This window comes from Flavobacterium sp. PLA-DH12 (assembly GCF_059511845.1).
The window spans coordinates 563,334-582,708 of record NZ_JCAMPD010000002.1; the positions used below are offsets into that span (position 1 = coordinate 563,334).

The 19,375-nt window shown below is 32.0% G+C and carries 10 protein-coding genes; 2 read left to right on the top strand and 8 right to left on the bottom strand.

Features of this window, described 5'->3' with window-relative positions; genetic code table 11:
- Positions 1-73: 73 nt before the first annotated feature.
- The 5 genes from sufD to AC5ZCW_RS05695 all read right to left on the bottom strand — a co-directional run bounded on the left by sufD (position 74) and on the right by AC5ZCW_RS05695 (position 4,696).
- The gene (gene sufD / locus AC5ZCW_RS05675) at positions 74-1,390 is read right to left on the bottom strand and encodes a Fe-S cluster assembly protein SufD (RefSeq protein ID WP_111368792.1); all 1,317 of its coding nucleotides are present in this window, start codon (positions 1,388-1,390) and stop codon (positions 74-76) included.
- Between the two features lie 118 nt (positions 1,391-1,508).
- On the bottom strand, positions 1,509-1,877 hold the full coding sequence (locus tag AC5ZCW_RS05680) for a four helix bundle protein (protein WP_198854913.1): 369 nt from the start codon (positions 1,875-1,877) through the stop codon (positions 1,509-1,511).
- A gap of 50 nt (positions 1,878-1,927) precedes the next feature.
- Positions 1,928-2,674, bottom strand: coding sequence for a Fe-S cluster assembly ATPase SufC (gene sufC, locus AC5ZCW_RS05685; protein ID WP_008466070.1), 747 nt, complete (start codon positions 2,672-2,674; stop codon positions 1,928-1,930).
- Between the two features lie 158 nt (positions 2,675-2,832).
- On the bottom strand, positions 2,833-4,281 hold the full coding sequence (gene sufB, locus AC5ZCW_RS05690) for a Fe-S cluster assembly protein SufB (RefSeq protein ID WP_177211367.1): 1,449 nt from the start codon (positions 4,279-4,281) through the stop codon (positions 2,833-2,835).
- An 85-nt stretch (positions 4,282-4,366) separates the two neighbouring features.
- On the bottom strand, positions 4,367-4,696 hold the full coding sequence (locus tag AC5ZCW_RS05695) for a HesB/IscA family protein (protein ID WP_012023267.1): 330 nt from the start codon (positions 4,694-4,696) through the stop codon (positions 4,367-4,369).
- Between the two features lie 320 nt (positions 4,697-5,016).
- On the opposite strand from AC5ZCW_RS05695, the gene AC5ZCW_RS05700 reads away from it, so the two are divergent.
- On the top strand, positions 5,017-5,937 hold the full coding sequence (locus tag AC5ZCW_RS05700) for a DUF8428 domain-containing protein (protein ID WP_496118415.1): 921 nt from the start codon (positions 5,017-5,019) through the stop codon (positions 5,935-5,937).
- An 81-nt stretch (positions 5,938-6,018) separates the two neighbouring features.
- Positions 6,019-6,876: an MBL fold metallo-hydrolase gene (locus AC5ZCW_RS05705; RefSeq protein WP_496118417.1), complete on the top strand. Its 858-nt coding sequence runs from the start codon at positions 6,019-6,021 to the stop codon at positions 6,874-6,876.
- Between the two features lie 77 nt (positions 6,877-6,953).
- Here the strand turns inward: AC5ZCW_RS05705 and AC5ZCW_RS05710 are convergent, their stop codons facing one another.
- The 3 genes from AC5ZCW_RS05710 to AC5ZCW_RS05720 all read right to left on the bottom strand — a co-directional run bounded on the left by AC5ZCW_RS05710 (position 6,954) and on the right by AC5ZCW_RS05720 (position 19,208).
- Complete coding sequence (locus AC5ZCW_RS05710) at positions 6,954-12,011, bottom strand: RCC1 domain-containing protein (RefSeq protein WP_496118419.1); 5,058 nt, start codon at positions 12,009-12,011, stop codon at positions 6,954-6,956.
- A 249-nt stretch (positions 12,012-12,260) separates the two neighbouring features.
- The gene (locus AC5ZCW_RS05715; protein ID WP_496118421.1) at positions 12,261-12,962 is read right to left on the bottom strand and encodes a glycoside hydrolase family 78 protein; all 702 of its coding nucleotides are present in this window, start codon (positions 12,960-12,962) and stop codon (positions 12,261-12,263) included.
- 3 nt (positions 12,963-12,965) lie between these two features.
- A complete protein-coding gene (locus AC5ZCW_RS05720) occupies positions 12,966-19,208 on the bottom strand; it encodes a T9SS type A sorting domain-containing protein (protein WP_496118423.1) in 6,243 nt (2,080 codons plus the stop codon).
- Positions 19,209-19,375: the final 167 nt, after the last annotated feature.

A 19,375-nucleotide genomic window follows, 5' to 3' on the forward strand; every position in this document is an offset into this window, starting at 1 on the left:
GCAAAGTTCGCAAAGTTTTGTAATAAACTTTGCGAACTTTGCGTAACCTTTGTGTCTTTGCGGTAAAACCTGACTACAAATCAAATCCTAAATTCACACCTAATTTGGTAGCAATGATTTTAGTAATTCTTTGTTTTAATTCCGGTATTTTGATGCTTTCGATAACGGCATTTGAGAATGCGTACATCAATAAAGCTTTTGCTTCTTTTTTTGGAATTCCACGAGACTGCATGTAGAACATTGCTGTTTCATCAAGCTGTCCAACAGTACAACCATGAGAACATTTTACGTCATCTGCAAAAATCTCTAATTGTGGTTTTGCATTGATAGTTGCTTTATCACTCAATAAAATATTGTTGCTTTTTTGGAAAGCATTTGTTTTTTGAGCTTCTTTTTCAACCAAAACTTTTCCGTTGAAAACTCCAGTCGAACGATCAGAGAAAATTCCTTTATAATCCTGGAAACTTTCGCAGTTTGGTTGTGCGTGGTTTACCAAAGTATAATGATCAACGTGTTGTTTGTCGTTTAAGATCGAAATTCCGTTAAGCGTACTTGTCAATCTTTCGCCAAAATGGTAAAAGTTTAAGTTGTTACGAGTTAAATTTCCACCAAAAGAGAAAGTGTGCACATAAGCGTGGCTTTCTTGTTGTTGCGAAACATAAGTGTTGTCAATTAAATTCGCTTCGCTATTATCGTTTTGAATTTTGTAATAATCAACAATCGCACGTTTTTGAGCAAAAATCTCAGTAACAGAGTTTGTTAAAACTGGATTTTCGTTCAAACTTTGGTGACGCTCAATAATTTGAACATGCGAATTTTCACCCACAATTACCAAATTTCTTGGTTGAACCATCAAAGCTGCTTCGTTTCCAGTTGAGAAGTACATAATCTCAATTGGTTTGTCAGCTACTTTTTTCTTCGGAATATTGATGAAAGCACCTTCAATAGCAAAAGCAGTATTTAATGAAGTTAAGCTATCATCTTTACTTGCAATTTGATTAAAGTAAGTATCAATAACCATTTTGTATTTTGGTTTGGTCAATGCCGATGACATCAAGCAAACATCGATTCCATCATGCGTTGTAGAAGACAAATGCGAACTGAAAACGCCATCAATAAATACTAATTTGTACGTATCAATTTCGTGTAAAAAGTATTTTTTTACTTGGTTGAATTCGATTGCATTTTCTTGCTTTGGAAAAACCGTAAAGTCATTTTTTAAGATGGCATTTAGCGATGTATATTTCCAAGCTTCTTCTTTTTTGGTTGGGAAACCTTTATTTTCGAAATTTTTTAAAGCATTTGTGCGTATGTCATGTAAATCTGAATGTACATCGACACGCTCTTCAAAAGCCATAAAAGACGATACTAATTTTTCTTTTAAATCCATTTTCTGTTTTAGTCTTAAAGTCGAAAGTCGAAAGTCGAAAGACTTTGGATTGTCGACTGTTTTTTGCCAAAAGGTCAAGAATTAAAGCATAAAGTTTTTGACTTTATCACTTTCGACTTTATGACTTTGGGCTCAAATATTTAATGAAACCGCTTAATAATTTCGATATTTCTGTTACCGATTCTAAAAGCATTTCAAATTCTTCTTTTATAATATATTCTAAATCAAAAGCTAAATATAATTGAGATCTTACTTCTCCTGCGGATGCTTTGGCTACATATAAAAAGTAAATAAACTCTTTGTCTGTATTTCTCTCAAAACCTTCTGCTATATTTGATGATATAGAAAGTGATGCACGTCTTATTTGTCTAACAAAATCAAAGTCTTTTTTGAAATTAGAATTTTCAGTAATCAAATATATTTTCTTATTGAAGATTCGAGATTTTTGCCAGGAATTTATTTCTTCAAAAGATTTGAATTTACTCATATTGTATTTTCGACTTTACGACTTTTGACTTTCGACTTTACGACTTAGAATTAGTTCTCTGCTTTGATCCAGTCGTATCCTTTTTCCTCAAGCTCGTAAGCCAATTCTTTTCCGCCAGATTTTACGATTCTTCCGTTGTAAAGAACGTGAACGAAATCAGGAACGATATAATCTAATAATCGTTGGTAGTGCGTGATTACGATAATAGCGTTTTTGTCGCTTTTCAATTTGTTCACCCCGTTTGCAACGATTCTTAAAGCATCGATATCAAGACCAGAATCGGTTTCGTCAAGGATAGCTAATTTTGGCTCTAACATTGCCATTTGGAAGATTTCGTTTCTTTTTTTCTCTCCTCCAGAAAAACCTTCATTAAGAGAACGAGAAAGAAATTTACGATCGATTTCTAACAATTCAGATTTCTCACGAATTACTTTCAGCATTTCGTTAGCTGGCATTTCTTCTTGCCCATTTGCTTTACGAGTTTCATTGATAGCAGTTTTCATGAAGTTTGTAACGCTAACTCCAGGAATTTCTACAGGATATTGAAAAGAAAGGAAAACACCTTTGTGTGCTCTTTCTTCTGGAGCTAAATCAGCAAGATCTTCTCCGTCAAGAATTACTTCTCCATCTGTAACTTCGTAGTTTTCGTTTCCTGCGATAACAGCAGAAAGTGTACTTTTTCCAGAACCGTTTGGTCCCATGATAGCGTGAACTTCTCCAGCTTTAACTTCTATATTAATTCCTTTAAGGATTTCTTTATCACCAATTGCGGCGTGAAGGTTTTTTATTGATAACATCTTTTTTTTGTTTAAAGTTTCAAGTTTCAAGTTCTCAGTTGTGCTGAAAAGCGAAACTTTGAAAAATCTTTTATTTTAATATGATATAAAATTCTTTTTTAATGGTTGCAAAAGTAAGTTTCGGATCAAAAACTTGAAACCTGAAACATGAAACTTTTTTAACCTACAGATCCTTCTAAAGAAATCTCTAATAATTTTTGAGCTTCAACAGCAAATTCCATTGGAAGTTTATTCAACACATCTTTACTGAAACCGTTTACAATTAAGGCAATCGCTTTTTCAGTCGGAATTCCTCTTTGGTTACAGTAGAAAACTTGGTCTTCTCCAATTTTACTTGTAGTTGCTTCGTGCTCGATTTTTGCTGTTGGATTTTTACTTTCGATATAAGGGAAAGTATGTGCGCCACAATTGTTACCCATTAACAATGAATCACATTGTGAAAAGTTTCTTGCGTTCTCAGCTCTTGGCGAGATTTGCACTAAACCACGGTAGCTATTTTGTGATTTTCCAGCCGAGATACCTTTAGAAATAATAGTCGATTTAGTATTTTTACCTAAATGGATCATTTTTGTTCCAGTATCAGCTTGTTGGAAATTATTGGTCACAGCAATAGAATAAAATTCTCCTACTGAATTATCTCCTTTTAATACACAAGAAGGATATTTCCAAGTTACAGCAGAACCTGTTTCAACCTGCGTCCAAGAAATTTTAGCGTTTGTTTCGCATAAACCTCTTTTAGTTACGAAGTTGTAAACTCCACCTTTTCCTTCTTTGTTTCCTGGGAACCAGTTTTGAACTGTAGAATATTTAATTTCAGCATCATCCAAAGCGATTAATTCAACCACAGCGGCGTGTAATTGGTTTTCGTCACGGCTTGGAGCAGTACATCCTTCAAGGTAAGAAACGTAGCTTCCTTCATCTGCAATAACTAAAGTTCTTTCGAATTGCCCAGTTCCTGCTTGATTGATTCTGAAATACGTTGAAAGTTCCATTGGACATTTTACGCCTTTTGGAATATAACAGAAACTTCCATCAGAGAAAACTGCTGAGTTTAATGCTGCATAAAAGTTGTCTTTTTGAGGTACAACAGTTCCTAAATATTTTTTTACTAATTCAGGGTGTTCTTTAATTGCTTCAGAAATCGGACAGAAAATAATTCCTTTTTCTGCCAAAGTTTTCTTGAAAGTCGTAGCTACCGAAACAGAGTCGACAACAATATCCATAGCGACATTGTTCATCTTTTTTTGCTCGTCTATCGAAATTCCTAACTTTTTGTACATCTCTAATAATTCTGGATCAACATCGTCCAGCGTTTTGTTAGGATCTACTTGTTTTGGAGCTGAATAATATGAAATAGCCTGAAAATCTGGTTTTTCGTAATGTACGTTTGCCCATTCTGGTTCGATCATTTCTTTCCAAGCGCGGAAAGCCTCGATGCGCCATTCGGTCATCCATTCAGGTTCTTCTTTTTTAAGAGAAATAGCTCTTACAATTTCTTCGTTTAAGCCAATAGGGAAAGTCTCAGATTCTATATCGGTATAAAATCCGTACTCATATTCTTTAGTTTCCAGTTCGATCTTTAAATCGTCTTCGGTGTATTTGCTCATTATTTTTGTTATTGTCTAAAGTTTTGGAGTCTAAAGTTCGAAAGTCAATTGAAGTCTTTATGACTTTACAACTTTCAGCTTTTGACTAAAGAGAGAATGATTCTCCGCATCCGCAAGTTCTACTTGCATTTGGGTTATTGAAAACAAATCCTTTTCCGTTTAATCCGCCAGAGAACTCTAAAATTGTTCCGGCTAGGTATAAGAATGATTTTTTTTCTACAGCAATTTGTATGTCGTTGTCAACGAATATTTTGTCGTCTTCTCCTTTGGTTTTGTCAAATTTTAAATCATAAGACAAACCAGAGCATCCACCGCTTTTTACACCTACTCTAACGTAGTCGCTTGCGGCGTCAAAACCATCATCAGTCATCAGGTCGATGATTTTCTTTTTGGCAGTATCTGAAACTTTTATCATTGTTCTTAGATGTTTGTTTTTAATGAGCATTTTTTCTCTGTAATGAATTTAGTACAGATTTAAAACGCTAATTTTCAATGTTAAATAGAAATTATCGGCAAAGATACGACTTAAAAACCTTTTTCCATAACGGTTCACATTATTATAACAAATGTGAAAATAGATATTACTTATTTTGATAAAATTGGTCTTAAAATGGCCAAATGGATCTTTATTTTAGAAATAGCTGCAAATATCGCTCCTAAATGTTAAAAAACAAGTATTTCTACTGATAATAGCCATTTTTTATTCAATATTTTTGCAGAAAATTAGGAGTAATTATGAAAAAACAAAATGAAATAAAGTGGTTTAAACCTTTGTTTGCTATAATTTTTGTTTTAGGATTAGGTGCTGTAGTCTTGGTTTTTAGCAGTGAACCTGATAAGAATAATAGTGAAGCTAAAAAGGAAAGCATTACCAATATAATGCCATTTGAAAGTAAAGAAGCAAGTGAGCAAAAGAATATTTTGGATTCTTTAAACACATTAAAAAACGCATATGATCAGGCTATTTTAGAAAAAACAGCTTTATCTAAAGAATTAGAGTTAGAGCGTAAAAATGTTGAGAATTTAGTAGCTATTATTAAAGCTTCTAATAATCCATCGGCGGAGCAAATTAGAATTTATCGAAATCAGCTTTCAGATTTGAATTCGTCATTAGTAGGAAGAATTCAGGAAATTAGAAAACTGAAATCTCAGAATAAAAATTTATTGACAGAAATAGAAAGCCAGAATGTTGTCATGTACAATCAAAAAGTAGAAAATGACACTTTGGTTTCTAAACAGAAAAAATTAGAAACGACTTTAAAAGATGCTTCAAAATTGTATTTAAGCAATTTTAAAGCTATTGCACTTCGTGAAAAAAATTCTGGTGCTGAATTGGAAACGACAAAAGCAAAGAATACAAAAAAACTTAAAATTAGTTTTACGGTTAACGGAAATGCTGTTGCAAAAACAGGAAAACGAGTTTTTTATGTTCAGGTTTTAGATCAGAAAAATACGGTTCTGGGAGATAATAAACTGATTGAATTTGGTAATGATAAAGCGCTTGTTTATAGTTTTATAGTAAGTGCAGATTTTCAAGGCAAATCGGTAAATGCTTATGGAATTTTGAATGCTGACCAGTTTAAGAAAGGCACTTATTTTGTGAATTATTTTGATAAGCAGGAAATAATGGGAAGCACTTCGATTACATTAGAATAATTAGAAAATTTGTTTTTAGCTTTAAATTTTAGCAAAAGGGATTTGAATTTTCTAGCTTTGTTCTTTTAGAAAATTATTCTCATGAAACTTTACCCAATAGAATCCGGAAATTTTAAATTAGACGGAGGCGCAATGTTTGGCGTTGTTCCCAAGACAATCTGGAACAAGACAAATCCTGCCGATGCTAATAACTTAATTGATATTGCTGCTCGATGTTTATTGATTGAAGACGGAAATCGTCTTATTTTAATTGATACTGGAATGGGCGATAAGCAATCTGAAAAGTTTTTTGGATATTATTCGCTTTGGGGATCACATTCTTTAGATAATTCTCTAGCGAAATATGGTTTTAATCGAGACGATATTACAGATGTTTTTATGACACATCTTCATTTTGACCATTGCGGAGGAAGCGTTCAATGGAATGCCGACAAAACGGGTTATGAGCCAGCTTTTAAAAATGCCAAATTCTGGACAAACGAAAACCATTGGGAATGGGCAACAAAACCCAATGCTCGAGAAAAAGCTTCTTTCTTGTCTGAAAATATCCTGCCAATGCAAGAAAGCGGTCAGCTGAATTTTATTGAAAGACCAGAATCTGATTTTGGATTTGCAAAAGAACTTGGTTTTGATATTTATTATGTTGACGGGCATACCGAAAAACAGATGATTCCGTATATAAAATACCAAGATAAAACGATTGTTTTTTGTGCCGATTTATTAGCAACAGCGGGGCATATTCCGCTTCCGTATGTGATGGGTTATGACACAAGACCTTTGTTGACAATGCCGGAGAAATCAAAATTTTTGAATTTGGCAACAGATAATAATCATTATTTGTTTTTAGAACACGATGCACACAATCAAATTATTACTGTTGAGCATACCGAAAAAGGTGTTCGATTGAAAGATGTTCTTACTTGCGAAGAGATTCTTTAAACAGAATAAATTAGACATAAAAAAATCCCATTTTCTAATATTGAAAATGGGATTTTTATTTTTTGAAAAAGGGACGATTATTCTACTATAACTTTTTTAGCAGAAGCGGCATCTCCATTGATTAGATACACATAATAAACTCCTCTAGGTAAGCCAGATAAATCGATCGTATTATTTGTATTTACATTATTTAAAGTAAAAGATTTTACAAATTGTCCTAACGCGTTATAAACTGTTGCTTGGTCTAATGTAATATTATTAATCGTTATTTCTCCTTTTGTTGGGTTTGGATATAAAATAACTTGGCTAAACTCAGATTTGTCAATGCCTAGACTCTTACAAGTATTAGAATACGTAGTGGTTGATTCTTTGATGTTTGACCAGTTTGTATTTGAATAATTCTCATCATCAACTTGTATGCAACTAAGTGTTGTAAGTCCTAAGAAAGTGGTATATAATCCAGAAGCAGATTTTTTTCCAGTATTTGATGGCAGAATAAAATTAGCATTGTTTCCGTTTCGAAGATTTAAATAAACCAAAGGATTATTCACAACATATACAATTCTGAGCCTAGTATTTTCGGATAAATCTAATGTAGTAAGCTGATTTGATGAAGCATCTAGCGTTTCTAGAAGTAAATTGGTGCTTACGTCAAGAGAAGTAATTTGGTTATTGCTTATATCTAAAGTTGTTAATGAAGTAAAATATTCAATACCAGTTAGATTTTTAATATTACTGTTTGAAAGGTCCAAACTTGTTATCGAACTTGCATTAGCAATTGTGATTTTTCCATTAAGACCATCAGTGTCAATTCCTAAATCAATTAACCTTTGCTCAAAATTAGTGTCTGGAAGCGCCACATATTCTACTGTACAAGTAGTATTGTACGAAGCCCAAGAATCTTTAGCATTCATCCAGTTTTTATTCGCATAGTCTACATCATCAACTTGAATGCAAGTTAAATTTGGGTTATTTTTTAAGTTATCAACCATAGTGGTATTGATGAATTTGGTATTGTTTCCGTTTTTTAAATTAAGACTAATTAACTGATTGGAAGCACATTTTAGATAATCTAAAGAAGTGTTTTTTGAAATATCAAGAGACGTTAATAAATTAGAACTACAGTTCAAACCTCCTGATAAAGGATTATTAGAAGTATCTAAACGAGTAATTTGATTAGAATCACATTCGATCCTGATTAGATTAGTATTTTTTGAAGTATTTAAAGCGGTTAGTTTATTACTGTTACAATACAAACCGTTCAGTAAAATATTTTTAGTAATGTCTAATTCTGTTAATTGATTATGATCACAAATTAAATCTTCAAGAGCTTTATTTTGAGAAAGATCAAGAGTAGTTAATAAATTGGAACTACAGGTTAAGTGCACTAAAGCAGTATTTTTTGAAACGTTTAAATCTCTTACCTTATTTCCAGGCATATATAACGATCGTAAAGTTGTATTTTGTGAAACATTTATGCTGTCTATTTGGTTGTTGTGAAAATAGAGACTTTTTAAAGCTATATTTTTAGAAACATCTAAATCTTTTAACTGATTATCGCCTATAGATAAATTTTCTAAAGCAGTATTATTAGAAAGATTGATGCTGGTAATTTGATTTCCATCGCAAAAAAGAGTTTTTATAGACTTAAAATCTTGAATTCCAGATAAACTACTGATTGATTCTTCGTTAATATATAAGTTAATTACCGAAGCTACTTTTGAGGTAAGGACTTTTCCGTCGGGAGTTCCAGAATCAATTCCTTTGGCAATTAGGGCTTTTTCAAAATTCAGATCAGGAATTAAAGTATAGCCGTCATTACAGTTCGTATTAAAGCTTGCAGTAAGATCTTTTTTGCTAGACCAGTTTGCATTGGCGTACGCCACATCATCGACCTGTATGCAAGTTAAATTTGGATTATTAACAAAATTTAGATAGGTAAGTTTATCATTATTTCCATTCTTTAAATTTAGACTCGTTAATTGATTGGAATTAGGATATAATCCAACTAAGGAAGTATTTGCGCTAACATCTAAGGAGGTTAGCTGATTTTTTGAACAGTTTACAAATTCTAAAACTTTATTTTTGCTTATATTCAAATTTGTTAATTGATTAGATTGACAATATAGCTCTGTTAGAGTAGTAATGTTAGAAACATCCAATGAGGTTAATTTATTTTCGCGGCAATCAAGAAGTTTTAAAGCTGTATTATTACGTACATCTAAAGTGGTTAATTGACTTGTATTACAGCCCAAAAACGTTAAGGCAGTATTTGAGCTTACATCTAAAGAAGTGTATTGGTTTGAACCCGAATCTAATTTTGTTAGCGCCTTATTTGCCTTAACATTTAAAGATGTTAATTGATTCGAATAGCAGCTCAAATTAAGCAAAGCAATATTATTACTTACGTCTAGAGAGGTTATTCTATTGGTACTACAATCTAGAGTAGTTAGAGCGGTATTTTTACTTATATTTAATGCTGTTAATGAATTTTGACTACAATTTAAATCAGTTAATGATACGAAGTCTTGTATTCCTGTTAAATCTGAAATATTACTTTTACTAACATCTAAGGAAGTTAAGGTGTTAATACTAGATGTGTGGATTTTTCCATCACGCGGAAAATTATCCAATCCTAAATTGATTAATTTTTGTTCAAAATTCGGATCCGGAATTAAAGTATAAGCTGGCTGCTCCCCAGGAGTATACATTGCTGAAATTTCTTCGGGAGTTAAAACACGATTCCAGATACCAATATCATCAATTTTACCCTTAAAGGCTTCATTTTTATTGTCTGGTAACCTTTGCCCAATTCTAAAAAGATTATTTGTAGTAGTATTTAATTTTAAAGCTTTTTTATCTATAAGCTGGCTATTTATATATATTGAAATAGTATCTCCATCGTAAGTAAGAGTAAAGAAGTACCAACTATCATCAGCATAATTAAAATTATTTAGGTAAAAATCATTACTTGAAAAATTTGGTCCCGTAGTAATATTAAGATAACCTTTACTGTAAATTGACAGAGAAAGTCTTTGTAAATTTTCTAACTCGCCATAATTAAAAATACAAGTTTCAGATTTATTTGGATCAGCGAAAGCTTTATCTGTTTTAAACCAACCAGAAATTGTTCTTGGAGAATTGCCTTGAGGAATATTCGGTATGGTTGCGTTGATATAATCAGTGAGACCATTAAAGCTGTAAGCACTATTTATATTTCCAAATCTATCCGTTGTTAAAGCAGCATTAAAAACAGTTCCATGCGCTTTATTACCGCTGACATCATTCCCATTTTCATTAAATGGATAATACGCAACTAAACCATTTGTAGGTATTTTTTCATCAATCTGAATTGGCTTAATAGTTATGGTTATTGCTACTCTTGAAGAGCTTTCACATCCGTTGATTGTTTGCGATGCATAATATGTACCAGTTTGTAAAACAGTTGATGAACTTAAAACATTCGACGATACATGATCAGCATACCATTTAATGTTTGTGCCATTGGCTACTAAATTGGAAACGGTTGCGCCTTCATCAAATGTTTGTGAATTTGCCGTTGGCGGTTGAGTAGTGTTTGAATCGACCATTACAAAATTCGACATTGTGATACATCCATTGACGTCTCTTACCGTTACAGAATAATTTCCTGCCGATAAATTATTAAAGATATTTGAATCTTGAAAGTTCATACCATCTGAAATGGAGTATTCATAAGGTTTTGTTCCTCCATTTGCGATAATGGTGATATTTCCGTTATTACCATTACACGCACCAATGCTTGTTGTATTAAAAGAGATAAGATTGGGTTCAGTAATTGTAAAGGAGCTAATAGTTGTTAATGAAGACGCATCTGTTGCTTTACACGTATATGTGCCGGGTGCTAAATCTTTTACGGAAGAACCTGTTCCTCCGTTAGACCATAAATAAGTGTAAGGAGCGGTTCCTCCTCCTGCAATAGCAGTTGCAGAACCATTATGCATACCTAAGCAAGATACATTTACCACATTTATATTAAGACTCAACATGTCAGAGCAAGGAACAATTATAGGGACATTTTTATTAACAGTTGTACCATCTCCTAATTGTCCCTCTGCATTATCTCCAAAAGTCCACATGACACCATCAGTACTTACTGCAGTTGTGTAGTACCAACCTGCAGTTACCGCCTGCCAGCTTTTTCCTGTCCCTATTTGTACTGGTGTAAGACTGTTTGAATATTTACCATTTCCTAATTCGTTGTGTGAATTATATCCCCAAGTCCATAAAGAGCCATCAGTTTTTATTGCAATTGAATGATCTCCCGCCGCACCTAAAGTTTTCCAATCTGTAGATATTCCTATTTTTATCGGAATATAGCTACTCATAGTTGTACCGTTTCCTAACTCACCATATGTATTTTGTCCCCAAGCCCATAAAGATCCGTCTGTTTTTATAGCAAGGGTATGACTTCCTCCTCCACAGATCGTCTTCCAGTCAGTATCTGTTCCGATTTTTTTTGGTGAATAACCATCTTTAGTAGTGCCATCTCCTAATTTTCCATCATCATTACTTCCCCAAGTCCATAAGCTCCCATCTGTTTTTAGGGCAATTGTGTGATGATAGCCTACCGTTATCGTTTTCCAATCTTTATCTGTTCCAACCTGTTTAGGGACGCCAGGTCCTGAACTGGTACCATTTCCTAATTGTCCAAAATAATTATCGCCCCAGGCCCATAAAGTTCCATCTTTTTTTAAGGCTACTGTATATTGATTTCCTGCTGCAATTGTTTGCCAATCACTAGCAGACCCTATACGTGTAGGGATACTTTTGTTTACGCTGGTACCGTCTCCTAATTGCCCATATTGATTGCTACCCCAGGCCCACAAGGAGCCATCATTTTTTAAAGCAACTGTATGATTAGTTCCGGTGACTACTGTTTTCCAATCAGTATCTGTTCCGATTTTTTTTGGCGAAGAATTGTTTAGTAAAGTACCATCTCCTGACTGCCCATCTTTATTGTTGCCCCAGCTCCACAAACTATTATCTGTTTTTAGAGCAATATTATAGCTGGATCCAGAAGTTACTGTTTGCCAGCATTGGGCATTTATTTGTGAAAAAGAAAGAATTAAAATTAAAAGTAAAATTTTCCTCATAGAGTTAATATTTGGGTTAATTAATTGAGACGAATTTATATTTAAAAACTTCTTAAAAACAGCAACAAGCAGTTTGGCTTTTATAAACTGTTCATAGATTTTGCCAGAGCAATTATACAGATTTTGCTTTAGATTTCTTTACGGAAAGACGTAACGGAATAAAATAGAATCAGTGTGTTATAAAAAAATCCCACTTTCAACTGAATGAAAACGGGATTTTTTGTTTTAACTAATTGTAATTTTCTAAACTTAGTTTGTCTTAAATTTCCAAACCTGGCCTACGGTCTCACCACCTTTATTGTCTTTAACCACAATTCTCCAGTAATACTGTGTTGTTGGCTGAAGCGTAACCTCAAATGATTTTGAACTTGCATTCTCGCTCACTTTTGCCGTTGGCGGATTTGCCGTTCCAAAATAAACATCATAAGTCAAAACATCTGCAGTGTCAACATCAGAAGCGTTCCATGTTAAAGTTGCAGTTGATGTGCTTAAAGCCGCATTGATTGCTGGAGATATTAATTCTGGAGCAAACGGCAAATGATTCACTACTGCTGTTCCTGCAGTATAAAACTTAAATGTTGAAGAATAAGCGCTAGCTAGACCTTTGCTATCAGTTGCTTTAACTCTCCAATAGTAAGCGGTATTTTTCTCTAATGCTAATGCACTTGTAGAAAGAGATGAATTGTCAAGCGTATTCACGATTTGAGTAAAACCGTTATCTTTTGCAATTTGAATCTGATATACGATAGCATCTTGCTGAGCATCAGTTGAAGCGCTCCACTGAAAAGAAACATTATTATCTTGGCATAATTTATTGTCAGCTGGAGTAGTTAACACAGGTACAGTAGGAGCTGTGTTTGCTGCTGGTGGAGTAACGGGATCATCTCCGCCCCCGCTTCCGCAGGCTGCAAATACTAAACAGATTATTGATAAATATATAGAATTCTTCATTTCTTAATTTTTTATGATTTTAATGTATTCTGGAGTTTCTAAATTGATTTTAGCAGCATAAATTCCTGAAGGCAATTTTTCAAGATTTAAAAGCGCTCTTCCACTTTCAATATTATAAGTTCCGTGAGAAACTAACTGACCGCTAAAATTGTATAAATCAATAACAACTTCAGTTTTTGAGCTAGGAATTTCGATTTCGATACTGCCAGAAGTAGGATTTGGATAAGCCGAAAGCATTGTTCCTAATTCATAAGAAGTAACTTTTTTAGCAAAAACACCTTCGCAAGCTTTTGCGGTTGCAACTTCAACTAATCCTGCTTTATCTAGAGAAACTATAAAATTAGTGTCTGTTGTTTGGAATTGCTCTGTACCATCAACAAATACGGTGAAAGGAGCCGTTCCTTCGGTAATTTCAATATTTACGCTTTTAGCACTTACGTCAGATTTTCCTGTAATTGTTGCGCCTTTTTGAATAGTTATATTGAAATTTTGCTCAAAAATCATTTCAGGAATAGTGATCTTAACTTTGTAAACCCCTGGAGTTAATGCAGAAACCTTTAAAGCATTATTTGTAAAAGTGTACGATTTGTCATTTATCGTTGCATTGTAAGCAAATGAAGTTTTTCCAACAATACTGATTTCTCCATTATTTTCACCTAAGCAAGATTCTCCTTTAGTTTCTATTGCGAAGTTATTTGCAGGCAGAACCAATTCTCCGGTACATTCGATATTGTAAGTTGCAATTGCATCTTTTCTTGATGACCAGTTTGTAACTGCATAGTTAACATCATCGACTAGTATACAAGTTAGAACTGAATTTCCATTAAAAAGCACATTTTCAGAAGTCAGCAATGTGTTTTTGCCGTTCTTTAAATTTAATTCTGTTAATTGATTATTGTTAACTTTAAATACAGTTAACCCCTTATGGTTAGACACATTTAAAGTTTTAAGCTGATTGTAGCCAAGGTCTAAGTTAGTTAAAGATGTATTCTTAGAAATATCTAAAGTGCTTATTTTGTTAAAATAACAAGATAGCGATGTTAAGGCAATATTGTTAGTAATGTTTAGATTTGTTAAGGCATTAAAATCGGCATTTAAACTATAAAGCGCAGTGTTCTTACTTAAATCTAAACTTGTAAGCTGATTTGATTTACAAACTAATCGACCAAGTGAAACAAAGTCTTCTATACCTGTTAAATTGGTGATAGAACTTGAAGAGACATCTAAATCGGTAACATAGACAATATTAGACGTTGCTACTTTTCCGTTTTTCCCATCTGTATCAATACCTAATGCAATTAATTTTTCTTCAAATTTAGCATCAGGAATGGCAGTGAAATAATCACAGTTTGTGCTATAATTTGCGGTGCTATCCTTGAAATATAACCAGTTGGTATTTGAATAATTAACATCATCAACTTGGATACACGTTAAATTCGGATTATTCGTAAAATTTTTGATACTAGGCCCATTACTAGCAGTATTGTTGCCGTTTTTTAAGTTTAGCGATATAAGACTATTATCTGGACAATAAATTTCACTTAGATTCACATTTTTAGATAAATCTAATGTTTTAAGTAAGTTATTATTACAGTAAAGAGATTGAAGAGATGTATTATTAATCAAATTTAATACGGTTAATTTGTTTTGTCCAACATTTAAACGAGCTAAATTCTGGTTTTTCGATAAATCAATTTTAGTCAAATTGTTTTTGCTAGCATCAAGAGATTCCAAATTTGTAAAATCTTCAATTCCGGTTAAATCATTGATTTGACTATCAAAAAGATCTAGAGAGTTTATGTTCGAAATACTAGCAGTCAAGACTTTTCCATTTTTACCATCAGTATCTATTCCTAAAGCAATCAATTTATCTTCAAAAGCAGGATCAGGTATTAAAGTAGAAAAGGCACAGTCTACATTAAAATTAGCTGTTTTATCTTTTTTTGTACTCCAATTGGTATTGGCAAAATCAACATCATCAACCTGTATACAGCTTAAATTTGGATTGTTTGTAAAGCCTACTTCGGTTAACTTGGTGTTATTTCCATTTTTTAAATTGATGCTTTTTAAGCTATTACTGCCAAAAGATATTTTGGTCAGAGCAGTATTATTTGAAACATCTAAATTTACTATCTTATTTGTATGGCAATAAAATGTAGTCAAAGCTTTATTTTTAGAGACATCAATGCTACTTAATTTATTATATGTGCAATCTAAATTAAGCAGAGCAGTGTTTTGCGAAACATCTAAACTTGTTAAATTATTATTATAAAGATTCAAAAAGGTCAGATTAGTGTTTTTAGAAATATTTAAGCTTGTTAATGCATTAGAAGAGCAATAGAATGAAGTTAAAGCTGTATTTTTTGATAGTTCTATTGAGGCGAACTTATTAGAATTAACATTCAAATATGATAATTTTAAGTTCTTAGAAAGATCGATATTGCTTATTTGGTTGCTAGAAATAGTTAAAGAGGTTAATGACGGTGCACTAGAAACATCTATATTCTGTATTTGATTAGAATCAAGAGATAGACCTTCCAACAAAGTGTTCTTAGAAATATCAAGAGAAGTCAGTTTATTTCTGTCTGCCCCTAAAGCGGTTAAAGCCGTGTTTTTAGAAACGTCTAACGTAGTTAATAGATTTAAAGTGGTATACAATGAATTTAAGGAGATGAAATCCTGAATACCCGTTAAATCAGAAATAGATTTATTGCTCACATTCAAATAGGTAATCATATTAATCTTAGACGTTAATACTTTTCCATCTGCTGCGCCAGAATCATATCCTTGAGCGATTAATGCGTTTTCAAAGTTAACATCAGGAATAAGAGTATACTGAACATTTTCTGCACATGCCTCAGAGTAGGAAGCGTTGCTATCTTTTGCAATCCAATTGGCAGTAGAAAAAGCGGCGTTGTCTACTTGTATACACGTTAAATTAGGGTTATTGGTAAAATTACCAAATATCATCCTTTGCATATTAGCATTGTTTCCGTTTTTCAAGTTAAGATTGTAAATGTTATTGTTAGAACATTCCAACTCTTTTAAATTTGTATTTTTAGAAACATCTAAATTGCTTAGTTTATTAAATCCGCAACTTAAAAAAGTAAGATTGGTGTTGCTAGCAGTATTTAGAAGAATAAGATTATTATAACTGCAACTAAAAACACTTAAGTTAGTGTTTTTTGAAATGTCTATTGAGGCAAAACTATTATTGCTAATGTTTAGCTCATTTAATACTACGTTTTTATCTAAAGCAAGTTTTGATAATTTGTTTTTACTGGCATTTATTTTTTTAAGATTATTGTTTTGAGAAATATCCAAAACAGTTAATTGATTATTACTGCAGTCTAATGAATTTAGCATTGCAAAATCTTTAATTCCAGTTAAGTCTTTAATATTTGAATTCGAAATATTTAAAGAAGTAATGTTAAGAATACTTGCAGTAGCCACTTTTCCATTTTCACCATCCGTATCAATACCTAATCCGATAAGTTTTTTTTCAAAATTACTGTCAGGTATATCAGTATAAGCTACTACAGGCTCACAAAAGTCAGAGAAAGTTACCGTTGTATCTTTTAATAAACTCCAATTAGCGTTTGCATAAGCCACATCATCCACTTGAATACAGGTTAATTTAGGATTGTTTTTGAAATCGTTTCCGGTATTGCCTGTTTCAAGTTTTCTATTATTATCGTTTTTTAAATTTAAATTTAATAATAAAGGATTGTCTGAAAAATCGAAGTAAACAACATTAGGGCATTTTGAAATATCTAAAGAAGTAATACTAGTATAATTACAATAAAAAACATTCAACGCAGGGTTGTTAGTTAAGTTTATAGATTTCAGTTTGTTATACCCAATGTTTAAATAAGTAAGATTAAACTGTTTGCTTACATCAATTGCAGTAAGTTGATTGCCATAAATATTTAAAGAAGTAAGTAGAGTACTTGTAATATCTAGATATGATATAACATTAATAGCACAATCTAAACTGGTTAATTGATTGCATCCTGAAACATTAAGAGTACTAATTTTGTTATATCCGCAGCTTACGGTTTTTAAATTAACATTTTTAGAAAAATCTAAAGATTTTAATTTACCATTACCACCACCTTCAGAACTGCCTGAATTACCAGTAGAAACAAAAGTCGTTAAAGCTATGTTTTTTGAAAGATCAACAGTTTCAAATTCATTTCTAGAACAAGACAATTCTTTAAGAGATACAAAGTCTTGAATACCAGTCAAATCAGCTATTCCAGCATCATTTAAATTTAAATTAACTACTGAAGAAATGTTTTTGGTAATTACCTTTCCATTTTTTCCATCTGTATCAATCCCAAGAGAAATAAGCTTGTCTTCAAATTTAGGGTCAGGGATAAGTGTGTAAACATTACAATCGATACCAAAACTCGTTGTGGCATCTTTGGCAACAGTCCAATTATTGGTGTCTGAAACATTTGCAACTTGAATGCATGTTAAGTTTTTATTGGCAGTGCTATTTAAAGAATTTATTGCTGTGTTTTTAGAAAGATCTAAACTTTCTAATAAATTGCCAGAGCAGTTTAATTCTTTAAGGCTAATAAATCCTTCAATACCAGTTAAATTAGTTATAGAGCTATTTGAAACATTAAGAGAAGTTATCGCTGTAATATTTGCGGTTAAAACCAATCCATTTTTACCATCAGTATCGATTCCTAAATTAATTAATTTATTTTCAAAAGTGCTATCAGGAATGGCGGTGTATTGATTACAATTTACATTAAAATTAGTAGTTGCATCTTTTTTGGTCCAGTTTGAGCTCGAAAAAGTAGCATCGTCAACCTGAACACACAGTAAAGATGGATTTGTTGATAGATTTAAAAAATCTTTAGTCATTAGGGTATTCTTCCCATTTTTTAAATTTAAATTTAATAGATTATTTTTAGAACAATCTAAATTGATTAATGATAGATTTTTAGAAAAATCAAGGCTTACAATTTTATTAGACTGACAAGATAATTCTGTTAATGCTCTATTGTTAGATAAATCTAATTTTGTCAGTAGATTATTAAAACAAGTAATGACTTTTAAATCAAAATTATTAGAAACATTCAAATCAGTTAATTGATTAGTGTTGCATTCTAAATTATTTAATGAACTAAGTTTTGTAATATCTAAACTTGTTAATAGATTATTCGAACAACTTAGGTTTTTTAAATTTATATTGGTCGAAAGATTTAGGCTAGATAATTTGTTTGAACTTACATTTAATAAAGTCAAATTTGGATTTGAAGAAAGATCTAAAGAAGTTAGTTTACACCCATATGCGTTTAAAATGCTTAGGAAAGGATTGCTTGCGACGTTTAAAGTCGTAATTGATGAATTATTACCACAGGATAAACTAGATAACTTTACATTTTTACTTACGTCAAGAGTTGATAATAGATTGCCAGAACAATCGATAGCAGTTAAGTTAGTATTACTAGAAACATCTAAGCTTGCTAATCTATTGCTTGAACAATCTAAAGATGTTAAATAGATATTTTTTGAAACATTTAGTGTAGTTAAAGATCCAGAATAAAGTTGAAGTTTTTGCAAGTATAAATTTTTAGAAACATCTAAACTGGTAAATTGGTTACTTCCAGCATTTAAGTCCATTAAGTTAGTGTTACTTAAAACATTTAAACTTGTTAAGGCATTGTTTTGACAATTTAAATTTTTAAGCAAAATGCTTTTTGAAACATCAAGACTCGTTATTTGATTATTGTATAGATATAAATCTTTAAGAGCTTTATTATTAGAAAGGTCTAAAGTTGTCAGTTTGTTATAAGAGCAGTTTAAGGTGCTTAAAATACTGTTCTTCGTTACATCTAAAATTGCTAATTTATTTTGATCGCAATTTAAAGTTGATAAATCTAAATTGCTAGATACGTTTAGAGTCGCCAATAGATTATTTGAACAATACAATGTCTGCAATTTGGTATTCTTAGAAACATCAAGAGAAGTTAAGGAATTATAATAACAGGTTAATTCTGTTAAGGAAGAAAAAGATTCAATACCAGTTAAATCTGCAATGGAGCTAAATGAAACATCTAGTCTAGTTATTGATGCTACTTTTGATGTAAGCACTTGTCCATCTGGAGTGCCAGAATCAATTCCTAGAGCAATTAATTTTTTCTCAAAATTAATGTCAGGTATAGCTGTGGTTTGTGCATAAATGGAAAAATTTGCCAGTAAGAGCAATAAGAGTAGTTTTGTCTTCATAGAATAATTTTAGGATTAGGTCGCGCAAGTATACTCGATTTAAGTGGCCAAACCTTACGGGATGCCGTAAAGACTATATTATTTGTTGATTTTTTTTCAATTCTAAAACAAATAATTGCTTATAAGTATATTTTTTAATCTATAGTCTTGTTTTATAATGATTTGAT

What these genes read in the sequence shown, in the direction of transcription:
- sufD (WP_111368792.1), bottom strand. Translation starts at nt 1,390, where the DNA reads ATGGATTTAAAAGAAAAATTAGTATCGTCTTTTATGGCTTTTGAAGAG.
- AC5ZCW_RS05680 (WP_198854913.1), bottom strand. Translation starts at nt 1,877, where the DNA reads ATGAGTAAATTCAAATCTTTTGAAGAAATAAATTCCTGGCAAAAATCT.
- sufC (WP_008466070.1), bottom strand. Translation starts at nt 2,674, where the DNA reads ATGTTATCAATAAAAAACCTTCACGCCGCAATTGGTGATAAAGAAATC.
- sufB (WP_177211367.1), bottom strand. Translation starts at nt 4,281, where the DNA reads ATGAGCAAATACACCGAAGACGATTTAAAGATCGAACTGGAAACTAAA.
- AC5ZCW_RS05695 (WP_012023267.1), bottom strand. Translation starts at nt 4,696, where the DNA reads ATGATAAAAGTTTCAGATACTGCCAAAAAGAAAATCATCGACCTGATG.
- AC5ZCW_RS05700 (WP_496118415.1), top strand. Translation starts at nt 5,017, where the DNA reads ATGAAAAAACAAAATGAAATAAAGTGGTTTAAACCTTTGTTTGCTATA.
- AC5ZCW_RS05705 (WP_496118417.1), top strand. Translation starts at nt 6,019, where the DNA reads ATGAAACTTTACCCAATAGAATCCGGAAATTTTAAATTAGACGGAGGC.
- AC5ZCW_RS05710 (WP_496118419.1), bottom strand. Translation starts at nt 12,011, where the DNA reads ATGAGGAAAATTTTACTTTTAATTTTAATTCTTTCTTTTTCACAAATA.
- AC5ZCW_RS05715 (WP_496118421.1), bottom strand. Translation starts at nt 12,962, where the DNA reads ATGAAGAATTCTATATATTTATCAATAATCTGTTTAGTATTTGCAGCC.
- AC5ZCW_RS05720 (WP_496118423.1), bottom strand. Translation starts at nt 19,208, where the DNA reads ATGAAGACAAAACTACTCTTATTGCTCTTACTGGCAAATTTTTCCATT.